This is a genomic window from Pseudomonas leptonychotis (assembly GCF_004920405.1).
Classification (GTDB): Bacteria; Pseudomonadota; Gammaproteobacteria; order Pseudomonadales; family Pseudomonadaceae; genus Aquipseudomonas; species Aquipseudomonas leptonychotis.
In genome coordinates this window covers 1,070,791-1,089,910 of sequence record NZ_RFLV01000001.1, presented here as the reverse complement: position 1 = coordinate 1,089,910, position 19,120 = coordinate 1,070,791, and the positions used below count along the sequence as shown (strand labels likewise).

Sequence of the window (19,120 nt, the reverse complement as noted above, 5' to 3'; positions counted from 1 at the left end):
GCCTTGATCGAGGCTTGGCACCTTAGTCGTTGTGTTTGCGTGACTGGTAATGAAAAATACTGAGCATGTTTTTCACTTTTAGTGGTTGTGAGGGCTGTCATGTCGCCTTGGGAACGTCTCAATCCGCAGTTGTTGCGGCATTTTCTCGCGCTCAGTCGTGCCGGCTCACTGAGCGCGGCGGCGGCGCAGCTGCATTGCGTGCCGTCGAATGTCTCGGCGCGGCTGCGCCAATTGGAAGCCCAGCTGGGCGCGGTATTGTTCCAGCGGCAAGCCCAGCGCCTGCGCCTGACGCCCGCCGGCGAGCGCCTGCTGCCGCATGCCGAGCAGCTCGAGCAGCTGTGCCAGCAGGCCTGGCGCTGCGTGCAGGAGGATGTCTGGGCCGGCGAATTGCGCCTGGGCTCGATGGAAACCACTGCGGCCGTGCGCCTGCCCGAGGTGCTTGCGGCCTTTCATCGGGATGCGCCGCGGGTCGATGTCAGCCTGCTGACCGGCACCAGTCGCCACCTGGTCGAGCAGGTTCTGGCCGGGAACCTAGACGCCGCGCTGATTGGTGGCCCCTTCGAGCATCCGCTGCTGGATGCCGAGGTGATCTGGCGCGAGGAGCTGATGCTGGTGTTGCCCGCCAGTAGCAGCGCCGAGACGCTGCTGCAGGGGCCGGTGACCTTGCTCGGTTTCCCCAATGGCTGCCATTACCGCGAGCGCCTGGAGCGCTGGAGCGAGCGCCATGCGCTGCAGGTCGCGACGCGCCAGAGTTACGGCTCGATCGACGCGATACTCGGCGGCATCGCCGCCGGGATGGGTGTCGGCCTGTTGCCGCGCAGCCTGTTGCAGCTGCATCCGCGTGGCCGTTTGGTGAGCACGCGCGCCATCGAGACGGATCTGGCAACGGCACCGACCTTGCTGGTGCGCCGCGGCGATGCGCCGGCACACCCGGCGCTGGAGCATTTGCTTGAGTTGTTACGTGTACAGCCGTTGCAATCGGTCATTTAAGAGACGCGGCAACCGAGTAAACTGGCCGGCTACAGGAGCCCGCACATGAACTATCGCCACGCCTTCCATGCCGGCAACCATGCCGATGTGATGAAACACTATGTCCTCAGCCGTCTGATTGCCTTGCTATCACGCAAGGAGGCGCCCTTTGCCTACCTCGACAGTCACGCCGGCATTGGCCTGTATGACCTGCGCGGCGATCAGGCCAGCCGAACCGGCGAGTGGCTCGAAGGCATCGCCCGTTTGTGGCAAGCCAAGGATGTGCCGGACCCGCTGCTGGATTATCTGGAAGTGATCCGCGCGATGAACCCCGATGGCGAGCTGCGCCATTACCCCGGCTCACCTGAGTTGGCGCGGTTGCTGACCCGCGAGCAGGATCGTCTGCACCTCAATGAGAAACACCCGGAAGACGGCCGTCTGCTCAAGGAAAATATGCACGGAGATCGCCGTGTGGCCGTGCACTTGGGCGAAGGCTGGTATGTGCCGCGCGCCTTGTTGCCGACCCGCGAGAAGCGCGCGTTGTTGCTGATTGACCCGCCGTTCGAGCAAGCCGATGAAATGGAACGCTGCGTTGAGTCCCTGAGCGAGGCGATCGGCCGTATGCGTCAGGCGGTGGTGGCGATCTGGTACCCGATCAAAGACCTACGCCAGCTGCGGCGGTTTTTCAGTGGTCTGGAAAAAAGCAAAGCGCCCAAGCTGCTGCGTGTGGAGCTTTATGTGCATTCCACCGATGAGCCGACACGTTTGAATGGCTCTGGTTTGGTGATCAGCAATCCACCCTGGGGGCTGGAGGAGGAGCTCCAGCAGATACTGCCCTGGTTGGCGAAGTTGCTTGGGCAGACTCAGGGCGGTTGGCGCATGGATTGGTTGATCGAGGAGCAGTCGGCCTAATCTCAGCCTGCCTAGGCAAGACAGCACGCACACCTTAAACGCCGCCTACCGCAAGGAGCTTGTATGAGTTTGTCGTTGTTGAATCGCTACGCTTTCTTTGCCTTTTGCGTGCTGTTCACCTTGGGCAGCTTGCCATTTGTTGTGGGGCATTCCTGGCTGTGGGCGCTGGTCGTGCTGACGGCGCTGCTCAGTGCGGTCGGCCTGAATGACTTATTGCAGAGCCGCCATGCGGTACGGCGTAACTACCCGATCCTGGGCAATATTCGTTACCTGGTCGAGGGCATTCGCCCGGAAATTCGCCAGTACCTGCTGGAGTCCGACAGCGAGCAGCTGCCGTTTTCCCGCTCACAGCGTTCACTTGTGTATGCGCGGGCCAAGAACCAGAGTGCCGACAAGGCTTTCGGCACCTTGGCCAACGTGTATCAGAGTGGCTTCGAGTTTATCGGCCACTCCATGTTGCCGGCCGCGCACGCCGACCCCAGCGAGTTTCGCGTAACCGTGGGCGGGCCGCAGTGCACACAGCCTTACTCGGCGTCGGTGTTCAATATCTCGGCCATGAGTTTTGGCTCGCTCAGTGCCAATGCCATTCGCGCGCTCAATCAAGGGGCCAAGCTCGGCGGTTTCTATCACGACACCGGTGAGGGCAGCATCAGCCCCTATCACCGTGAGCATGGTGGCGATCTGGTCTGGGAGTTGGGTAGCGGCTACTTCGGCTGTCGCCAGGATAATGGCCAGTTTGACCCGCAGCGTTTTGCCGAACAGGCCGCTAACCCGCAAGTGAAGATGATCGAAATCAAGCTCAGCCAGGGCGCCAAGCCCGGTCATGGCGGCATTCTGCCCAAGCACAAGATCACCGCTGAAATCTCCCAGACCCGTGGGGTGCCCATGGGGCAGGACTGCGTGTCTCCGGCCAGCCACAGTGCGTTTTCCACGCCCATCGAGTTGATGCAGTTCATCGCTCAGTTGCGCGAGTTGTCGGCGGGCAAGCCGATCGGCTTCAAGTTCTGCCTGGGCCACCCCTGGGAATTTATGGGGATCGCCAAGGCCATGCTGGAAACGGGCATCCTGCCGGACTTTATCGTGGTCGATGGTAAGGAAGGCGGTACGGGTGCGGCGCCTGTGGAATTCACTGACCATATCGGTGTACCGCTGCGTGAAGGCCTGCTGTTTGTGCACAACACCTTGGTCGGTACGGGCCTGCGCGACAAGATTCGGATTGGCGCCAGCGGCAAGATCATCAGTGCGTTCGATATCGCCAGCGTACTGGCGCTCGGCGCTGACTGGGCCAACTCGGCGCGCGGCTTTATGTTTGCCATTGGCTGCATTCAAAGCCAGTCGTGCCATACCAACAAGTGCCCAACCGGTGTCGCCACCCAGGATGCTTTGCGCCAGCGTGCGTTGGTGGTGCCGGACAAGGCCGCGCGGGTGCACAGCTTTCACCGCAACACGCTCAAGGGCTTGGCCGAGATGCTTGCCGCCGCCGGCCTGGAGCGTCCTGCACAGGTCGAAGCCAAACACCTGGTGCGGCGTATGTCGGCGAGTGAGATCAAGCTCTACTCGCAGCTGCACGTCTTCCTTAAACCGGGCGAATTGCTCAGTGGCGAGGTGTCCGGGGCGTTCTATTCGCGAATGTGGCACATGGCGCAGGCCAGCAGCTTCGCGCCAGCGCAGTGAGGCCGCTTGAGCGCAGAAGCCCGCGGGGTGTGCAGCGCTAGCGGCGGCTTTGGCCGGGTTCGACAAAGTAGCTCAGCTGCTGGCGCGGGTTGAGGTATTCAAGCACCTCGCGCGGCAACTGTGCCGGGCGCAGGCTCTTGACGATGCTCAGGTGTGGCTCCTGCTCAAGATCAACAATCAGTGCTTCGTGCTTGGGTACATCGGCCGCGTAGACAATCAAGGTGGGTTTCAACGGCTGGTTTGGGTTCATGCCGAGCACCAGGCCGTAACGCTGATCATCCAGCTGCACCAGACTGCCTGGTGGGTAGATGCCCATTACCCGGATAAAGGCCTTCAGCGCCACCGCATCGAAGCGCGCGCTGTATTGCTTGAACATCAGGGCGATGGCCTCGTGGGGGCTCAGGGCATCACGCGGGTTGAGCGGGTTGCACAGGTTGTCGAACTGGTTGGCGATGCACACCAGGCGGCTCAGCCGGCCGATGGCCGCTTCGCGTAACTGGCGTGGATAACCGCTGCCATCACAGTACTCATGGTGCTCGTTGATGATGCGCAGCACCTCGTCGTCGAGCATCAGCTTATGGCCCATGCGCAGGCCGAACTCGCAGTGCAGTTGTAGCAGTTGTTGCTCTGGGCGGGTCAGCGGCTCGCTTTTCAGCAGAACCTTGCTCGGTACTTCCAGCTTGCCGATATCGTGCAGCAGCGCACCCATGCCGAGGATGTGACAGGCCTCGCTGTCTAGACCGAGTTGGCGGCCGAGTAACAGGGCCAGCACGGTGACGTTCAACGAATGGAAGTAGCTGTCTTCGGCCGTCTTGCTGTTGATGCTGTGCAGCACCACGCCGCTGCCACCGAGCAGGGTTTCGACCATTGCGCCGACAATCTCGCCCGCCTGTTTGCTGGCATCTTCCGGGCGGCTGCGTAGGGTCTGGTTGAGGGTCTTGACCTGCTGGCTGGCCTGGACAAACGAGCGGTCGACTTCGGCCAGACGCTTGCGCAGCGCCTTGAGTTTTTCGGCGCGCTGCTGGCTAGCCTGTTCGGCCGGGCTGGGCGTGCTGACCGCCGGTTGTTCCGGGGCAGCGGGCTGGAAGGGCGCGCTGAGTGGAGGCACGTCGCTGCGTGCCGGGTCATAGCGCAGGCGTTCCAGCCCCAGTGCGCGCAATGCCTTGATCTGGCCCTCGTCCTTGATCTTGAAGTTGCTGAAGGCGAAGTTGTGCTCCCACCAGGCCAGCTCGAGCTGGATATACAGGCCGATACAGAGCTGTTCCGGGGATATGTAGACAGACGCTGCAGGCATGCGGTTATCGGCGATGGTGGCTAATGGCTTGCAGTCTAGCGCTTTGCCGAAGCGCTGGCAGCAGTGAGCCGCTTCATACTCGCTGCGATTGACTTAGTCGTGCGCCAGTTCCTGGGCAACTTCAGCGGCCCAGGCCAGCCAGGATTGTTCGCCGAGAATGCCACGGCGCAACGTCAGGTAGGGCAGGCGCATGGCGGCGCGCTGTTCGTCGGGCAGTGCGTGAAAGTCTTTTTCGATCTGCAGCAGGCTGTCCAGCGTCTTGCGGTGCACGGCGACGTGGCGTTGCATTTCTTCGCGCAGGTTTTCCAACGAGGTGTGCGCGCCGGCGTAGAGCTTTACCAGCAGCGCATCGTTGATTTTGTTCGGCTGCACCGGCTCGCCTAACCAGCGCAGCAGTTCGGCATGCCCGGCGGGTGTCAGGCGATAGTTTTTCTTATCCGGCCGGGTGTCCTGGGCCTGCGCTTCAAATTCCAGCCAGCCGGCTTCACTGAGCTTCTTCAGCTCCAGGTACACCTGCTGGTGTTTGGCATTCCAGAAATAGCCAAGCCCATCCTTGAAACGCTTGAGCAGGTCGTAGCCGCTACCGGGTTCGCTTTCCAGCAGAATAAGAATGGCGTGTTTGAGCGACATAAGCAGGTTTCACGGGTTGGCTAAGCGATGCGCGGCAGTATACGGAGTATGCAAAAAGTTGCATGCGTCTTGAGAGTGAGTCTATTATGCAAAAAGTTGCATAACAAAAATAACGCTGGAGCACCTCATGAAACGTACTGGTACCCGCTTCCGTCCGCGCCTGGTTCAGGGTGACTACGACGCCATCATCATCGGCTCCGGCATGGGTGGCCTAACCGCCGCCGCGTTACTGGCCAAGCTTGGCAAGCGTGTGTGCGTGCTGGAACAGCACTACACCGCCGGCGGTTACACCCACAGCTACGAACGCGAAGGTTATGAGTGGGACGTGGGCGTGCATTACATCGGTGAGGTGCACAAACCCTGGTCGATGATCCGCCGGGTGTTCGATGTGATCAGCGACGGCAAGCTCGAGTGGGCGCCGATGGATGCGCGCTATGACCGCATTGTGCTGGGCGATAGCGTGATCGATTACGTGGCCGGTCGTGACGAGTTCAAGGCCGAGATGAAGTTGCACTTCCCTGACGAGGCCGCAGCCATCGATCGTTATGTCGAGTTGCTCAGCGAGGTTAGTGCCAAGGTCCCGCGCTTCTTCGCCGGGCAGGCGCTGCCGCGCTCGCTGGGCATGCTCTACAGCAAGCTACGGCGCTGGTGGTTGCCGGATTATTTCTTTAAAACCACCCGCGAGGTGCTCGAAGGTCTGACTCAGAATCAGCGTCTGATCGGCGCGCTGACGGCGCAGTGGGGTGACTACGGCCTGCCGCCGGCGCAAGCGGCTTTTGTCATGCACGCCATGGTCGCCAAGCACTACATCACCGGCGGCAACTACCCGGTGGGCGGCGCGACGAAGATTTCCGAAACCATTATCCCGGTGATCGAAGCGGCGGGCGGCCATGTATTCACCTATGCCGGCGTCGACAAGATCCTGATCGAGAACGGTCGCGCGGTCGGCGTGCGCATGCAAAAAGATGGTTTTGAGATCCGTGCGCCGCAGATCGTCAGCTGCGCTGGCCTGGTGCCCACTTACACGCGGCTGCTGGAGCCGCAGGTGGCCAGTGAATATGGATTGCTAGAACACATGCCCAAGGTCGAGCTGTCCGCCGCGACCCTGTGCCTGTATGCAGGTTTTAAGGGCAGTGCCGCTGAGCTGAAATTGCCGAAGACCAATTACTGGGTCTATCCAACCTTTGATCACGACCTCAACGTTCGCGCTTTCAAAAACGGTGATAGCGAGCAGACGCCGCTGACCTATATCTCCTTCCCGTCCGCCAAGGACCCGGCGTGGGATGCGCAGTATCCAAACAAGGCCACGGTGGAAATCGTCGCCCTGGCGCAGCCCGAATGGTTCGCCCAATGGAAGGGCAGTACGTGGGGTAAGCGTGGCGCCGAGTATGAAGCGTTGAAAGCCAAGCTCACCGATGGCTTGCTGGAAACCCTGTATCAACAGCAGCCACAGTTGCGCGGCGCACTGGATTTCTGCGAGCTGGGCACACCGCTGTCCACCGAGTGGTACCAGTGGAATGAGCAAGGTGAAATCTATGGTATCGACCACACCGTGCAGCGTTTTGAGCAGCATTGGATTCACAGCCAAACGCCAATCAAGGGGCTCTACCTGACGGGGGCTGACACGGTAACGGCGGGGGTTGGCGGTGCGCTGATGGCCGGGGTACTGACCGCTTCACGCATGCTTGGCTGGCGTGGTTATAAGGTGGGCAAGCTGTTGAAAGGCTGGAAGCCGGAAACGGCTAGCGAGACGAGTGCAAGGGCGGATGTGGCGGGCTAAACCGTCAGGTCGACGCTATTGCCCAGGTTCGGCGGGTTGCTCGGCGCGCTGGCCGGCGTGGCGGCCTGCACCAAGCCGCCGATGCTGGCGGCCTGCAGTTCCAGGGTCTTGCGCAGCAGCAGGAGCGATGCCAGGGCCGATGCCTGCGCTGCCGCCTGGGCGGAGACTGAGCTGGTCAGGTTGCTGATGTCCATATTGACGCTCCTCTTCTGGCGAACTTAAACGGGCAAACACACCCCAGTGCCGCCCAGGCCGCAGTAGCCGCCTGGATTCTTCGCCAGGTACTGTTGGTGATAAGCCTCGGCGTAATAGAACGGCGGCGCCTCGCGCACCTCAGTGGTGATCGGGCCGAAGCCGGCTTTTTCCAGCTCAACTTGGAATGCCGCTTGGCTGGCAGTGGCTGCCGCCAGCTGTTCGGCGCCATAGCAATAGATGGCTGAGCGGTATTGACTGCCCGTGTCGTTGCCCTGGCGCATGCCCTGGGTTGGGTTGTGGGCTTCCCAGAACACCTTCAGCAAGGCCTCGTAGGAGGTGAGCTGCGGGTCGAATACGACTAACACCACCTCGGTGTGGCCGGTAAGGCCTGAGCAGGCTTCATCATAGGTCGGGTTGGGTGTATGGCCGCCGGCATAGCCAGCGGCGGTACTCCATACCCCTGGCTGTTGCCAGAAGCGCCGTTCCGCACCCCAGAAGCAGCCCAGCGCAAACACCGCCTGTTTAAGACCGGTTGGAAATGGCCCCTGCAATGCGTTGCCGTTAACGAAGTGGGCAGCCGGCACCTGCATGGCCTCGCTGCGCCCTGGCAGCGCTTGTTCCGCCGTGGGCAGTTCGAGTTTGTGGGCAAGAATTTGCGAGCGCAGAACCATGAGCCATTTCCTCAGCAGATACATAAGTGCATAGACCGTGAGCGCCCCGGATTGTTACAGGCGCATCAGCCGCGATTTGGGTAGCGCTTCAGGCTTTCCAACAAAACGCGTCCGGCGATAGGTTTGTCAAACAGGTAGCCTTGGCCGATATCACACTGCTGACGGCGCAGAAAATTCAGCTGTGCGGCGGTTTCGATACCTTCAGCCACCACCTTGAGTTTCAGGTTGTGGGCCATGGCAATCACCGCAGACGTAATTTCCATGTCGTCCTGGCTCTGCGGGATGTCTTTGATAAAGCTGCGATCAATCTTGATCACGTCGATGGGGAATTTTTTCAGGTAGCTGAGTGAGGAATAGCCGGTACCAAAGTCATCCATGGCCAGGGTCAGGCCAAGGTCTTTAAGGCTGCTGAGCTGCTGGCGCGTGTTATCGGTGGCTTCCATGAGCAGGCTTTCGGTCAGTTCCAGCTCAAGCAGGGTTGGGTCGAGCCGTTCTTCCTGCAGAATCGTCGCAATCTCGCCGACCAAATCTGGGTCAGAGAATTGCTTGGGTGACAGGTTGATAGCCATTTGCAGCGGTCCATAACCGACGGCAATCAACTGCTGGCTCATGCGGCAGGCCTGACGCGTCACCCACTTGCCAATGGGGATGATCAGGCCGGTTTCCTCCGCCACGCTGATGAATTTATCCGGGCTGATCATGCCCTTTTCCGGGTGATGCCAGCGCAGCAGCGCTTCCAAGCCTAATAATTTGCCGCTCTTTAGGCACAGCTTGGGCTGATAGAACACTTCCAGCTCGTTCTGCATCAGCGCGCGGCGCAGGTTGCTTTCGACGAACAGCTTGTAATGCGCTTCAGCATTGAGCGCTTCGGTAAAAACCTGCAGCTGGTTTTTGCCGTTGGCCTTGGCTTTGTGCAGGGCCAGCCCCGTGTGTTTCATCAGAGTTTGCGGGTCGTCGCCGTGCTCGGGGGCGCAGGCTAAGCCGATGGAGCCCGTGACGCTGATCAGCTGGTTATCGACAAACAGGGGTTTGTCCAGGGTGTGCAGCAGGTTCTGCGCCACCCGTACGCTGTCGGCCTGGTTGGTGTCGAGCAGTACCGCGAACTCGTTGCTGGCAAAGCGTGCCAGCACATTGCTGGGTGCCAAGGTGTTGCGTAACCGGCGCGCCAGGCTGACCAGCAATTTGTCACCGGTCTGGTGGCCGAGGCTGTCGTTAATCCGTTTGAAGTTGTCGATGTCTACCAGCAGCAAGCTGATTGGCTTGCCCGGGTGCTCGCTGAAATGACTATCCAGTGAGCGGATAAAGGCATAACGATTGCCTAGCCCGGTGAGGTTGTCGCGAAAGGCCAGGCGCTCAATATGTTGTTGCGCCTGTTTGTTGGCCGTCACGTCTTCGTAAATGCCGATGTAGTGGGTCAGGCTGCCATCGTCGGCGTGCACCTTGGACAGCGACAGTTGCCCCCAGTAAGGTTCAAGGTTTTTCCGGCGGCTCTTGAACTCGCCCTGCCAGCTGTTGTGTTCGGCCAGACTGGAGCGGGCGTCGAACAGCAGCTCGCTGAGGTTTTCCAGCGCGGGAATGCCTGACAGACGACGGCCCTGTACTTCGCTGGCGCTGTACAGGGTGATGGCGGTAAAGCTTGGGTTGACGTACTCCACCAGGCCTTCGCGGTCGAGCAGAATAAACGCACTGGAACTCTGCTCGACCGCACGCTGGAATAGGTACAGGGCATTGGTCGCAGAGCGGCGTTGCTGGTTGGTCAGCGCCTGGGCGTATTGATCGGCGAGCTCGCCGGCAAAAGCGATTTCATCGGGATGCCAGGTGCGTGCAGAGCCAATGTGCTCCATGCACAGTACGCCCACCACCTCACCATCGATGCGGATGCCGGCGTCGAGCATGGCGGTAATACCCATCGGACGCAGGTAGCTCTCGCTCAGCTCGCGTGTGCGCGGGTCATGCTGGGCATCGTGTGCATCCAGGGCGCGACCACTGTGCAGGGCGCGTAAGTAGACGGGGTAGGGGCTGGCATCAATGTCGGCCTGGGCGATGTGCTTGCCTTGATCCTGTTGATACAGGGCCACGGCTTGCAGCATGTGGTCATTGAGGTTCCAGATGCCCACACGGCTGACGCCATATAACTCGCAGGCACGTTTGCTGATCAGTTCGGCGGCCTCGCGCAACGGCTCGTTTTCGCCGTAATGGTGGCGGGCGAGGGCGACGATCAGTTGCTGCTGGGCTTGCGCGCGGCGTTGCTGCGCCTGCAGGTCGAGCTGGTTAGACGGGGGCAGATCGAGACGCTGGGAGGGCGCTGCGATGGGTTCGTTCATCACCAACAAATAACCGCGCAGCAGGTGTCTGCCACGTTGTTTGAAGGCTTCACCAACTTCCATCAGACTCAGGCTGCCACGCGGAGTATGCAGGCGGTATTGCACGCTGTAATGCCGACGTTCAGCAAGCTGTTGCGCAATGCTGTCATGCAGTTGATAGCGAGCAGTCGGTTCCATCAAGCTGGCGTAAGGCGCGTCGAGCAGCGAGCAGAGTTCTTGAGCCGGTAGGCCAAACGATTGTTCGCAACCGGAATCGAGGTACAGCAGGGTCCAGCTGGCTTCATTCAAGCGCTCGAAACGCAGCAAGCCAAGGCGCGAAGGCACTGGCAACTGCGTCACAACCTCGGCCGCTAAACGACTCGCGGCATCGGGATGGCTTTTCATTCGGTGGCTGGCTTCCAGTATGCTGATCGAGGCGGTAATCGACTCACTTCATTTATAGCGTCGGGTAAGGGTGCATCATGCAATTGCGACTGACAAGAAAACTAATATCCGCAGTGCTGTTGAGCAGCTGTATGGCCGCCTCACCGGTGTTCGCCGTAGAAACTGACGCCGGTTTGAGCAGTGCCGAACAGGGCAACTATCTGCTCGAACTTAAACGTTTGTACTTGACCCAAAATGACCGCCAGGCCTTGTTGGCGCATTGTAATGACCTGCTAAAAACCTATGCCCTGCGGGCGGCCTATCAGGTGGGGCAAGCGCAGCGCCAAGACCTGCTGTATCAAGTGCGCCAGGGCGAGGCGGGTGAACTGTTGCTGCGTGAAGAAACGCGTGGCCAGCAGGGCACCGATATCGCCGTGCGTAACCAGCGGGTCCCCCTGTTTGGGGTCGACCCGTTTGTGCGCTACGAGTGTCCGACCAGCGGCATCAGTTGCGTACTGCGCAACCCTAATGATGGTAGCCCGCTGCTGACTATTGTGCGTGATCATCAGGGAGCGGCCGAACTGGCCAAGGCGCTGAGCTTTTTGATCCGCAATCTGCAGAAAGGCTGACCGCTTCGCGTAATTTCTACCGCTGCCGTAAACCGAAAAAAAACCCCGCCGAATGGGCGGGGTCGAGGTGCGAGCGTGGCTGCTCGAAAGTTGAAGCGTTACAGCAGCATGGTGCGAATGTCCGTCAGTACGTCACCCAGGCGCTTGGTAAAGCGCGCGGCAGCGGCACCGTTGATCACCCGGTGGTCGTAGGACAACGACAGCGGCAGCATCAGCTTGGGCTGGAAGGCTTTGCCATCCCAGACCGCCTGGATGGTGGCCTTGCTTACACCAAGGATCGCCACTTCCGGCGCATTGACGATCGGCGTAAAGCCGGTGCCGCCAATGTGGCCGAGGCTGGAGATGGTGAAGCAGGCGCCCTGCATGTCATCAGCCGACAGCTTTTTGCTGCGTGCCTTTTCCGCCAGTACGGCGGCTTCGGCAGCCAGCTGCAGCAGGCTCTTCTGATCGACGTTCTTGATTACCGGGACCAGCAGGCCATCCGGGGTGTCCACGGCGAAGCCGATGTGCACGTATTTCTTGCGGATGATCGCCTTGCCGCTCGGTGCCAGTGAGCTGTTGAAGTCCGGCAGTTCCTTGAGTAGGAAGGCGCAGGCCTTGAGCAGCAGCGGCAGTACGGTGAGTTTCACTCCAGCTTTTTCCGCCACGGCTTTCTGCGCGACGCGGAAGGCTTCCAACTCGGTGATGTCAGCCGAATCGAATTGGGTCACGTGCGGTACGTTGAGCCAGCTGCGATGCAGGTTGTTGGCGCCGACCTGCATCAGGCGGGTCATGGCCACTTCTTCGATTTCGCCGAACTTGCTGAAATCCACCACCGGAATCGGTGGGATACCGGCACCGCCAGTGGCGCCGGCGGCAGGTGCTTCCTTGGCCTTCTGCATCATCGCTTTGACGTAAAGCTGCACGTCCTCTTTGAGGATGCGGCCTTTAGGCCCGGTGCCGGGTACGACCGCTAGCTCTACCCCAAACTCGCGCGCCAATAAGCGTACGGCTGGCCCGGCATGCACCTTGGCGCCGTCACGCTTGGGCGCGGCGGCAACGCTGGCGGCTGCGGCTGCCAGCGAGGCAATCGCGCTGACCTCAGCGGCGACCGCCGGATGTGCGCCGGCCGGAACCTTGTGCACATCATTGGCCGGTGCAGCGGCCGGTGCTGTTGCTGCGGCAGTAGCTGGAGCCGCAGCGGCGCCGGCCACTTTCAGCTTGAGGATGAAGTCGCCCGTGCCGATTTCGTCTTCCAGTTTGACGCTGATGCTTTCCACCACGCCGGCAGCCGGCGAGGGGATTTCCATGCTGGCTTTGTCGGATTCCAGGGTGATCAACGACTGGTCGGCCTCGACGGTGTCGCCGACCTTGACCAGGATTTCAATAACCTTGGCTTTACCGTCTGAGCCGATATCCGGCACGTGTATATCCTGCACGCTGCTGGCGGCCTGTGCAGCCGGCGCGGGTGCAGCGGCGGGCGCTTCTGCTGGCGCTGCTTTGGCCGCTTTTTCCGCGGGTGCGGCAGTGCTGTCTGGTGCTGCAGGGGCGTCGCCTTCAACGTCCAGTTCGAGCAGCTCATCGCCTTCTTTCAGCGTGTCGCCAAGCTTCACTTTCAGGCTTTTCACCACGCCGGCTTTCGGCGCGGGAATTTCCATGCTGGCCTTGTCCGACTCGAGGGTCAGCAGGCTCTGGTCAGCTTCGATGCGGTCGCCGACCTTCACCATCAGCTCAATCACTTCACCCTCACCACCACCGATGTCGGGTACGCGAATCAATTCACTCATCGTTTCGCTCCTTAGCAGTCCAGTGGGTTGAGTTTTTCCGGGTTGATGCCGAACCGGACTATGGCCTCGGCCACCACCTTAGGTTCGATATCACCGCGGTCGGCGAGGGCTTCCAGTGCGGCCAGAACCACCCAGTTGCGGTCCACTTCGAAGAAGTGGCGCAGTTTCTTGCGGCTGTCGCTGCGGCCAAAGCCGTCGGTGCCCAGAACTTTGAATTCCTTGCTCGGTACCCACTGACGAATCTGTTCGGCGAACAGCTTCATGTAGTCGGTGGAGGCAATCACCGGGCCTTTACGGCCGCTCAAGCACTCTTCCACGTAGGTCTGCTTGGGTTTCTGCCCCGGATGCAGACGGTTGCTGCGCTCCACGGCCAAGCCGTCGCGGCGCAGCTCGTTGAAGCTGGTCACGCTCCATACGTCAGCGGCGACGTTGAACTCGTCACGCAGGATCTTCGCCGCCTCGCGCACTTCACGCAGGATGGTGCCGGAACCCAGCAGCTGCACGTGGTGCGCGGCTTCCTTCTTGTCCTCTTCGAGCAGGTACATGCCCTTGATGATGCCGTCTTCGACACCAACCGGCATGGCGGGCTGCTGGTAGGACTCGTTCATCACAGTGATGTAGTAGAAAACGTCCTGTTGCAGTTCGGTCATCTTCTTCATGCCGTCCTGAATGATCACCGCCAGCTCGTAGCCGTAGGTTGGATCAAAGGTGCGGCAGTTAGGGATGGTCGCGGCCAGGATGTGGCTGTGGCCGTCTTCGTGCTGTAGGCCTTCGCCGTTGAGCGTGGTGCGTCCGGCGGTGCCACCGATCAAAAAGCCGCGGGTGCGGCTGTCGCCAGCGGCCCAGGCCAGGTCGCCAATGCGCTGGAAACCGAACATCGAATAGAAGATGTAGAACGGCAGCATCGGCTGGTTGTGGCTGGAGTACGAGGTGCCTGCGGCAATGAAGGAACTCATGGCGCCGGCTTCGTTGATGCCTTCTTCGAGGATCTGGCCCTTCTTGTCCTCGCGGTAGAACATCACCTGATCTTTATCGACTGGCTCATAGAGCTGGCCGACCGAGGAGTAGATGCCGAGCTGGCGGAACATGCCTTCCATGCCGAAGGTGCGCGCTTCGTCCGGGATAATCGGCACGATGCGCGAGCCAATGTCCTTGTCCTTGACCAGCTGCGCAAGGATGCGCACAAAGGCCATGGTGGTGGAGATTTCACGGTCGCCCGAGCCATCGAGGATGGCCTTGAGGGTTTCCAGCGGCGGCGTCGGGATGCTGAAGCTCTTGGCCCGGCGTTGCGGCACGAAACCACCGAGAGCCGCGCGGCGCTCGCTCAGGTAGCGCGCTTCGGCGCTGCCTTCTTCCGGCTTGATAAACGGCAGGTTTTCCAGCTCGTCATCTTTCACCGGGATGTCGAAGCGGTCGCGGAAATGCTTGAGGCTCTCGACATCGACCTTCTTGGTGTTGTGCGCGGTGTTTTTTGCTTCACCGGCGCCGGTGCCATAACCCTTGACGGTCTTGGCCAGGATCACGGTCGGCTGTTCTTTGTGGTTGACCGCCTGGTGGTAGGCTGCATACATCTTGTACGGGTCGTGGCCGCCGCGGTTGAGCTTCCAGATCTCGTCGTCGGACAGGTCTTCGACCATCGCCTTGAGTTCTGGCGAGTTGAAGAAGTGCTCACGTACGAACGCGCCGTCTTTGGCTTTGTAGTTCTGGTATTCGCCGTCGATGACTTCGTCCATACGACGCTGCAGGATGCCGTCGACGTCTTTGGCCAGCAGTGGGTCCCAGAAGCGACCCCAGACCACCTTGTTAACGTTCCAGCCACCACCACGGAACACGCCTTCGAGTTCCTGGATGATCTTGCCGTTACCGCGTACCGGGCCGTCGAGGCGCTGCAGGTTGCAGTTGATGACGAAGATCAGGTTGTCGAGCTTTTCGCGGCCGGCCAGGGAGATCGCGCCGAGCGATTCCGGCTCGTCGCACTCGCCGTCGCCCATAAAGCACCAGACCTTCTGCTTGCCGGCCGGGATAAAGCCGCGCGCTTCCAGGTACTTCATAAAGCGTGCCTGGTAGATCGCCTGAATCGGGCCCAGGCCCATGGATACAGTCGGGAACTGCCAGAAGTCCGGCATCAACCAGGGGTGTGGATAGGACGATAGACCTTGACCATCGACTTCCTGACGGAAGTTATTCATCTGGTCTTCAGTGATGCGGCCTTCCATAAAGGCGCGGGCGTAAACGCCTGGGGACGCGTGGCCCTGGAAGAAGATTAGGTCGCCGCCGTGCTCCTCGGTGGGCGCTTGGAAGAAGTAGTTGAAGCCAATGTCATACAAGGTTGCCGAGGAGGCGAAACTGGAGATGTGGCCGCCCAGGTCCGAATCTTTCAGGTTGGTGCGCATTACCATGGCCAACGCGTTCCAGCGCACCAGCGAGCGAATGCGGCGTTCCATAAACAGGTCGCCAGGCATGCGTGCTTCGTGGGTCAGCGGAATGGTGTTGCGGTAGGGTGTGGTGATCGCATACGGCAGCTGTGAACCACTGCGGGTGGCCAGCTCGCCCATACGGGTCATCAGGTAATGTGCGCGGTCTTCACCCTCGTTATCGAGGACGGACTCAAGGGCGTCCAGCCATTCCTGGGTTTCGACGGGATCGAGGTCTTGCATGGCTTGCTCCAGGGCGGAAAGGCTTCCAGAATCGGAGGCCAGGTTTCGTGGCCGACTTCGTGAGTGGCCGCGTGAATTCTTGGATTGACCGGGGGTAGGACCGGCTGCGTGTAGTTTTACTACATTCCGACGCCGATTTCAGCCTTTTGGATACAATCTTTGGTAGTAAAACTACAATTATTTTTCTGCCAGTGATTCGGCCCGCTCTAGAGTGGGGTGGTGCCATCCATGATCGCTGCACTGGCAGATCGCTAAAAAGGATAGACCATGAGCCTGCCCGCGCTGGCCTCTTTGCCTGCTGCCTTGTCCCCCCTTGCACTGCGTGCCGAACAATCCCTGCAACAGGCATTTGCCGGTCTCTCCAGCGAGGCGGCCGCTGCGTTCGCGGGCTGGCCGGGCGAGCGCCTTGAGGCTTTGCGGCGGGTAACTGCTGCCAGTGACTTCGTCGTGCACCAGGGGCTGCGTGATCCACAAATGCTGCTCGACTTGGCCGCCAGCGGTGAGCTGGAACGCAGCCTTGTCGCGGGCGAGCTGCGTAGGCAGCTGATTGACGGGTTGGCCGAGTGTAATGATGAGGACGAGCTGGGGCGGCGCTTGCGGCGTTTTCGCAATCGCCAGCAGCTACGCATTATCTGGCGTGACATTAGCCGTCAGGCGGATCTGATCGAAAGCTGCCGCGATCTCTCGGACTTGGCCGATGCCTGTATCGACCAGGCGTACCAGTGGCTTTATCTCCAGCATTGCGCACAGTTCGGCACGCCGGTCGGGCTGCGCAGCGGCCAAGCGCAGCACATGGTGGTACTGGGCATGGGCAAGCTGGGCGCGCATGAACTGAACCTGTCCTCGGACATTGACCTGATCTTCGGCTTCCCCGAAGGCGGCGAAACCGAAGGCGTGAAGCGTCCGCTGGACAATCAGGAGTTTTTTATCCGCCTTGGTCAGAAGTTGATCAAGGCGCTGGACGTGATCACCGTCGAAGGCTTTGTGTTCCGCACTGACATGCGCCTGCGCCCCTACGGCTCCTCCGGTTCGCTGGTGTTCAGTTTCAATGCGCTGGAGCAGTACTACCAGGACCAGGGCCGCGATTGGGAGCGCTACGCAATGATCAAGGCGCGGGTGGTCGGCGGCGATCAGGCGGCAGGTGCGCAATTGCTGGAGATGCTGCGGCCGTTCGTTTATCGGCGCTATTTGGACTTTTCCGCCATCGAAGCGCTGCGGGCGATGAAGCAGTTGATCCAGCAGGAAGTCCGCCGTAAAGGTATGGCCGAGAACATCAAGCTGGGCGCGGGTGGCATTCGCGAGGTGGAATTTATCGCTCAGGCCTTCCAGCTGATTCACGGCGGGCGCGACCTGAGCTTGCAGCAGCGCTCGCTGTTTGCGGTGCTCAACACCTTGCGTGATCAGGGCTATTTGCCCGTGACGGTGACCGATGAACTGCGCGATGGCTATGCCTTTCTGCGGTATGCCGAGCATGCGTTGCAGGCCATTGATGATCGGCAGACGCAGATGCTGCCGGACAATGAGCAGGACCGTGCGCGCGTGGCCTTTATCATGGGCTTCGACAATTGGCAGGCGTTTCACGAGCAGCTGATGCATTGGCGCGGACGGGTCGATTGGCACTTCCGGCAGGTTATTGCTGATCCTGACGAAGAGGAGGGTGCTGCGACCGAGGAGGCTGTGGGCTGTGAATGGCTGCCGCTCTGGGACGATGTGCAGGATGAAGAGTCGGCTTGCCGGCAACTGGCTGAAGCCGGCTTTGCCGAGCCGCAAGCGGCCTGGCGACGCCTGTTGGGGTTGCGCAACGGTAACCAGGTGCGCGCCATGCAGCGTCTCGGGCGTGAGCGCCTGGATGCCTTTGTTCCGCGTCTGCTGGCGCAGGCGGTGGAGCATGCCAATCCCGACTTGGTTTTGGATCGGGTATTGCCATTGATCGAGGCGGTGGCGCGGCGCTCGGCTTATTTGGTGCTACTCACGGAAAACCCCAGTGCGTTGCAGCGCTTGTTGACCCTGTGCGCCGCCAGCCCGTGGATTGCTGAGCAAATCACCCGCTTCCCGCTGTTGTTGGATGAGCTGCTCAATGAGGGCCGCTTGTTAAACCCGCCGCTGGCCCCCGAGCTGGCGGCTGAGTTGCGCGAGCGATTGATGCGCATCCCCGAGGAGGACCTGGAGCAGCAAATGGAGGCGCTGCGTCACTTCAAGCTGGCGCACCGTCTGCGCGTGGCGGCCTCGGAAATTTCCGGCACCCTGCCGTTAATGAAAGTCAGTGATTACCTGACCTGGTTGGCCGAGACGATTCTCGATCAGGTGCTGGCGCTGGCCTGGCACCACACGGTGAGCCGATATGGCGCACCGCGACGTGTAGATGGCAGTCTTTGCGCCCCGGATTTCGTCATAGTCGGTTACGGCAAGGTCGGCGGAATCGAGCTGGGCCACGGCTCGGACCTCGATCTGGTGTTTATCCATGACGGCGATCCGCAGGCGGAAACCGACGGTGAGAAGCCCATCGATGGCGCGCAGTTCTTCAACCGCCTGGGCCAGCGCATCATCCATCTACTGACCACCCAAACCAACTCCGGCCAGCTTTATGAGGTGGACATGCGCCTTCGGCCTTCGGGGGCGTCTGGGTTGCTGGTCAGCTCGCTGGGTGCTTTTGAGCGCTATCAGCAGGGCGAGGCTTGGACTTGGGAGCATCAAGCTTTGGTGCGCGCTCGGGTGCTGGTGGGTTGTGCGCGGGTTGGCAAGGCCTTTGAAGCGGTGCGCGCGGGCGTGTTGGGGCGCGAACGCGACCTGGACACGCTGCGCAGCGAAGTCAGCGAGATGCGCACGAAGATGCGTGACAACCTCGGCAGCAGGGTCACGGCGGCAGGCACAGCGGCAAATGCCTTCGAGGCCACGGCCCCCTACGACCTCAAGCAGGACGCTGGAGGTATCGTCGATATTGAATTTATGGTGCAATACGCGGCCCTTGCTTGGTCGCGTCAGTACCCGGAATTGCTTGAGTTCACTGACAATATTCGCATTCTGGAAGGGCTGGAGCGGGTGGGGTTGTTGGCGGGCGAAGATGCTCGGTTACTGCAGAATATCTACAAAGCCTACCGTTCGGCGGCCCATCGCCAGGCCCTGCAAAAGCAGCCTGGGGTGGTCAGCGGTGAGCAGTTTGCCGAAGAGCGGCGCACGGTCATGCGCATCTGGCGAGCTCTGGGCTTGAACTGAATATGAGGATGCCGGGCGCTCAGGGTGGCCGGCCAATGCTGTA

Annotated in this window: 13 protein-coding genes; 6 read left to right on the top strand and 7 right to left on the bottom strand. The window is 60.6% G+C overall.

Annotation, left to right across the window (positions count from 1 at the left end; all coding sequences use genetic code 11):
• The first annotated feature begins 99 nt into the window (after positions 1-99).
• The 3 genes from D8779_RS04920 to D8779_RS04910 all read left to right on the top strand — a co-directional run bounded on the left by D8779_RS04920 (position 100) and on the right by D8779_RS04910 (position 3,555).
• On the top strand, positions 100-990 hold the full coding sequence (locus D8779_RS04920) for a LysR substrate-binding domain-containing protein (protein WP_136663331.1): 891 nt from the start codon (positions 100-102) through the stop codon (positions 988-990).
• Positions 991-1,035: 45 nt separating this feature from the next.
• On the top strand, positions 1,036-1,881 hold the full coding sequence (locus tag D8779_RS04915) for a 23S rRNA (adenine(2030)-N(6))-methyltransferase RlmJ (RefSeq protein ID WP_136663330.1): 846 nt from the start codon (positions 1,036-1,038) through the stop codon (positions 1,879-1,881).
• Positions 1,882-1,944: 63 nt separating this feature from the next.
• Positions 1,945-3,555, top strand: a complete 1,611-nt coding sequence (locus D8779_RS04910) for an FMN-binding glutamate synthase family protein (protein ID WP_136663329.1) — start codon at positions 1,945-1,947, stop codon at positions 3,553-3,555.
• A gap of 37 nt (positions 3,556-3,592) precedes the next feature.
• Here D8779_RS04910 and D8779_RS04905 read toward each other — a convergent pair whose 3' ends face one another.
• Both D8779_RS04905 and D8779_RS04900 read right to left on the bottom strand, forming a co-directional pair.
• A complete protein-coding gene (locus D8779_RS04905) occupies positions 3,593-4,849 on the bottom strand; it encodes an HD-GYP domain-containing protein (protein ID WP_136663328.1) in 1,257 nt (418 codons plus the stop codon).
• A gap of 93 nt (positions 4,850-4,942) precedes the next feature.
• Positions 4,943-5,479, bottom strand: coding sequence for a PadR family transcriptional regulator (locus tag D8779_RS04900; protein ID WP_136663327.1), 537 nt, complete (start codon positions 5,477-5,479; stop codon positions 4,943-4,945).
• A 127-nt stretch (positions 5,480-5,606) separates the two neighbouring features.
• Here D8779_RS04900 and D8779_RS04895 point away from each other — a divergent pair, with 127 nt between their 5' ends.
• Positions 5,607-7,259, top strand: coding sequence for a phytoene desaturase family protein (locus D8779_RS04895; protein WP_136663326.1), 1,653 nt, complete (start codon positions 5,607-5,609; stop codon positions 7,257-7,259).
• Here D8779_RS04895 and D8779_RS04890 read toward each other — a convergent pair.
• The 3 genes from D8779_RS04890 to D8779_RS04880 all read right to left on the bottom strand — a co-directional run bounded on the left by D8779_RS04890 (position 7,256) and on the right by D8779_RS04880 (position 10,833).
• Positions 7,256-7,453, bottom strand: coding sequence for a putative motility protein (locus D8779_RS04890; protein WP_136663325.1), 198 nt, complete (start codon positions 7,451-7,453; stop codon positions 7,256-7,258). The two genes, D8779_RS04895 and D8779_RS04890, sit on opposite strands and share 4 nt — an antisense overlap.
• 24 nt (positions 7,454-7,477) lie before the next feature.
• Positions 7,478-8,125 carry a peptide-methionine (S)-S-oxide reductase MsrA gene (gene msrA, locus D8779_RS04885; protein ID WP_136663324.1) on the bottom strand — a complete coding sequence of 216 codons (648 nt, stop codon included), beginning with the start codon at positions 8,123-8,125 and terminating at the stop codon, positions 7,478-7,480.
• 65 nt (positions 8,126-8,190) lie between these two features.
• On the bottom strand, positions 8,191-10,833 hold the full coding sequence (locus D8779_RS04880) for a sensor domain-containing protein (protein ID WP_136663323.1): 2,643 nt from the start codon (positions 10,831-10,833) through the stop codon (positions 8,191-8,193).
• Positions 10,834-10,964: 131 nt separating this feature from the next.
• Between D8779_RS04880 and D8779_RS04875 the strand changes: the two genes are divergently transcribed.
• On the top strand, positions 10,965-11,441 hold the full coding sequence (locus D8779_RS04875; RefSeq protein ID WP_240789682.1) for a hypothetical protein: 477 nt from the start codon (positions 10,965-10,967) through the stop codon (positions 11,439-11,441).
• Positions 11,442-11,539: 98 nt separating this feature from the next.
• Here D8779_RS04875 and aceF read toward each other — a convergent pair whose 3' ends face one another.
• The gene (gene aceF / locus D8779_RS04870; protein WP_136663321.1) at positions 11,540-13,207 is read right to left on the bottom strand and encodes a dihydrolipoyllysine-residue acetyltransferase; all 1,668 of its coding nucleotides are present in this window, start codon (positions 13,205-13,207) and stop codon (positions 11,540-11,542) included.
• Between the two features lie 11 nt (positions 13,208-13,218).
• On the bottom strand, positions 13,219-15,864 hold the full coding sequence (aceE, locus tag D8779_RS04865) for a pyruvate dehydrogenase (acetyl-transferring), homodimeric type (protein ID WP_136663320.1): 2,646 nt from the start codon (positions 15,862-15,864) through the stop codon (positions 13,219-13,221).
• A gap of 267 nt (positions 15,865-16,131) precedes the next feature.
• Between aceE and glnE the strand changes: the two genes are divergently transcribed.
• The gene (glnE, locus tag D8779_RS04860; RefSeq protein ID WP_136663319.1) at positions 16,132-19,077 is read left to right on the top strand and encodes a bifunctional [glutamate--ammonia ligase]-adenylyl-L-tyrosine phosphorylase/[glutamate--ammonia-ligase] adenylyltransferase; all 2,946 of its coding nucleotides are present in this window, start codon (positions 16,132-16,134) and stop codon (positions 19,075-19,077) included.
• The last annotated feature ends 43 nt before the right edge of the window (positions 19,078-19,120 follow it).

Excerpts from the sequence above, each read along its gene's own strand:
- D8779_RS04920 (WP_136663331.1), top strand. The coding sequence starts at position 100 with ATGTCGCCTTGGGAACGTCTCAATCCGCAGTTGTTGCGGCATTTTCTC.
- D8779_RS04915 (WP_136663330.1), top strand. The coding sequence starts at position 1,036 with ATGAACTATCGCCACGCCTTCCATGCCGGCAACCATGCCGATGTGATG.
- D8779_RS04910 (WP_136663329.1), top strand. The coding sequence starts at position 1,945 with ATGAGTTTGTCGTTGTTGAATCGCTACGCTTTCTTTGCCTTTTGCGTG.
- D8779_RS04905 (WP_136663328.1), bottom strand. The coding sequence starts at position 4,849 with ATGCCTGCAGCGTCTGTCTACATATCCCCGGAACAGCTCTGTATCGGC.
- D8779_RS04900 (WP_136663327.1), bottom strand. The coding sequence starts at position 5,479 with ATGTCGCTCAAACACGCCATTCTTATTCTGCTGGAAAGCGAACCCGGT.
- D8779_RS04895 (WP_136663326.1), top strand. The coding sequence starts at position 5,607 with ATGAAACGTACTGGTACCCGCTTCCGTCCGCGCCTGGTTCAGGGTGAC.
- D8779_RS04890 (WP_136663325.1), bottom strand. The coding sequence starts at position 7,453 with ATGGACATCAGCAACCTGACCAGCTCAGTCTCCGCCCAGGCGGCAGCG.
- msrA (WP_136663324.1), bottom strand. The coding sequence starts at position 8,125 with ATGGTTCTGCGCTCGCAAATTCTTGCCCACAAACTCGAACTGCCCACG.
- D8779_RS04880 (WP_136663323.1), bottom strand. The coding sequence starts at position 10,833 with ATGAAAAGCCATCCCGATGCCGCGAGTCGTTTAGCGGCCGAGGTTGTG.
- D8779_RS04875 (WP_240789682.1), top strand. The coding sequence starts at position 10,965 with ATGGCCGCCTCACCGGTGTTCGCCGTAGAAACTGACGCCGGTTTGAGC.
- aceF (WP_136663321.1), bottom strand. The coding sequence starts at position 13,207 with ATGAGTGAATTGATTCGCGTACCCGACATCGGTGGTGGTGAGGGTGAA.
- aceE (WP_136663320.1), bottom strand. The coding sequence starts at position 15,864 with ATGCAAGACCTCGATCCCGTCGAAACCCAGGAATGGCTGGACGCCCTT.
- glnE (WP_136663319.1), top strand. The coding sequence starts at position 16,132 with ATGAGCCTGCCCGCGCTGGCCTCTTTGCCTGCTGCCTTGTCCCCCCTT.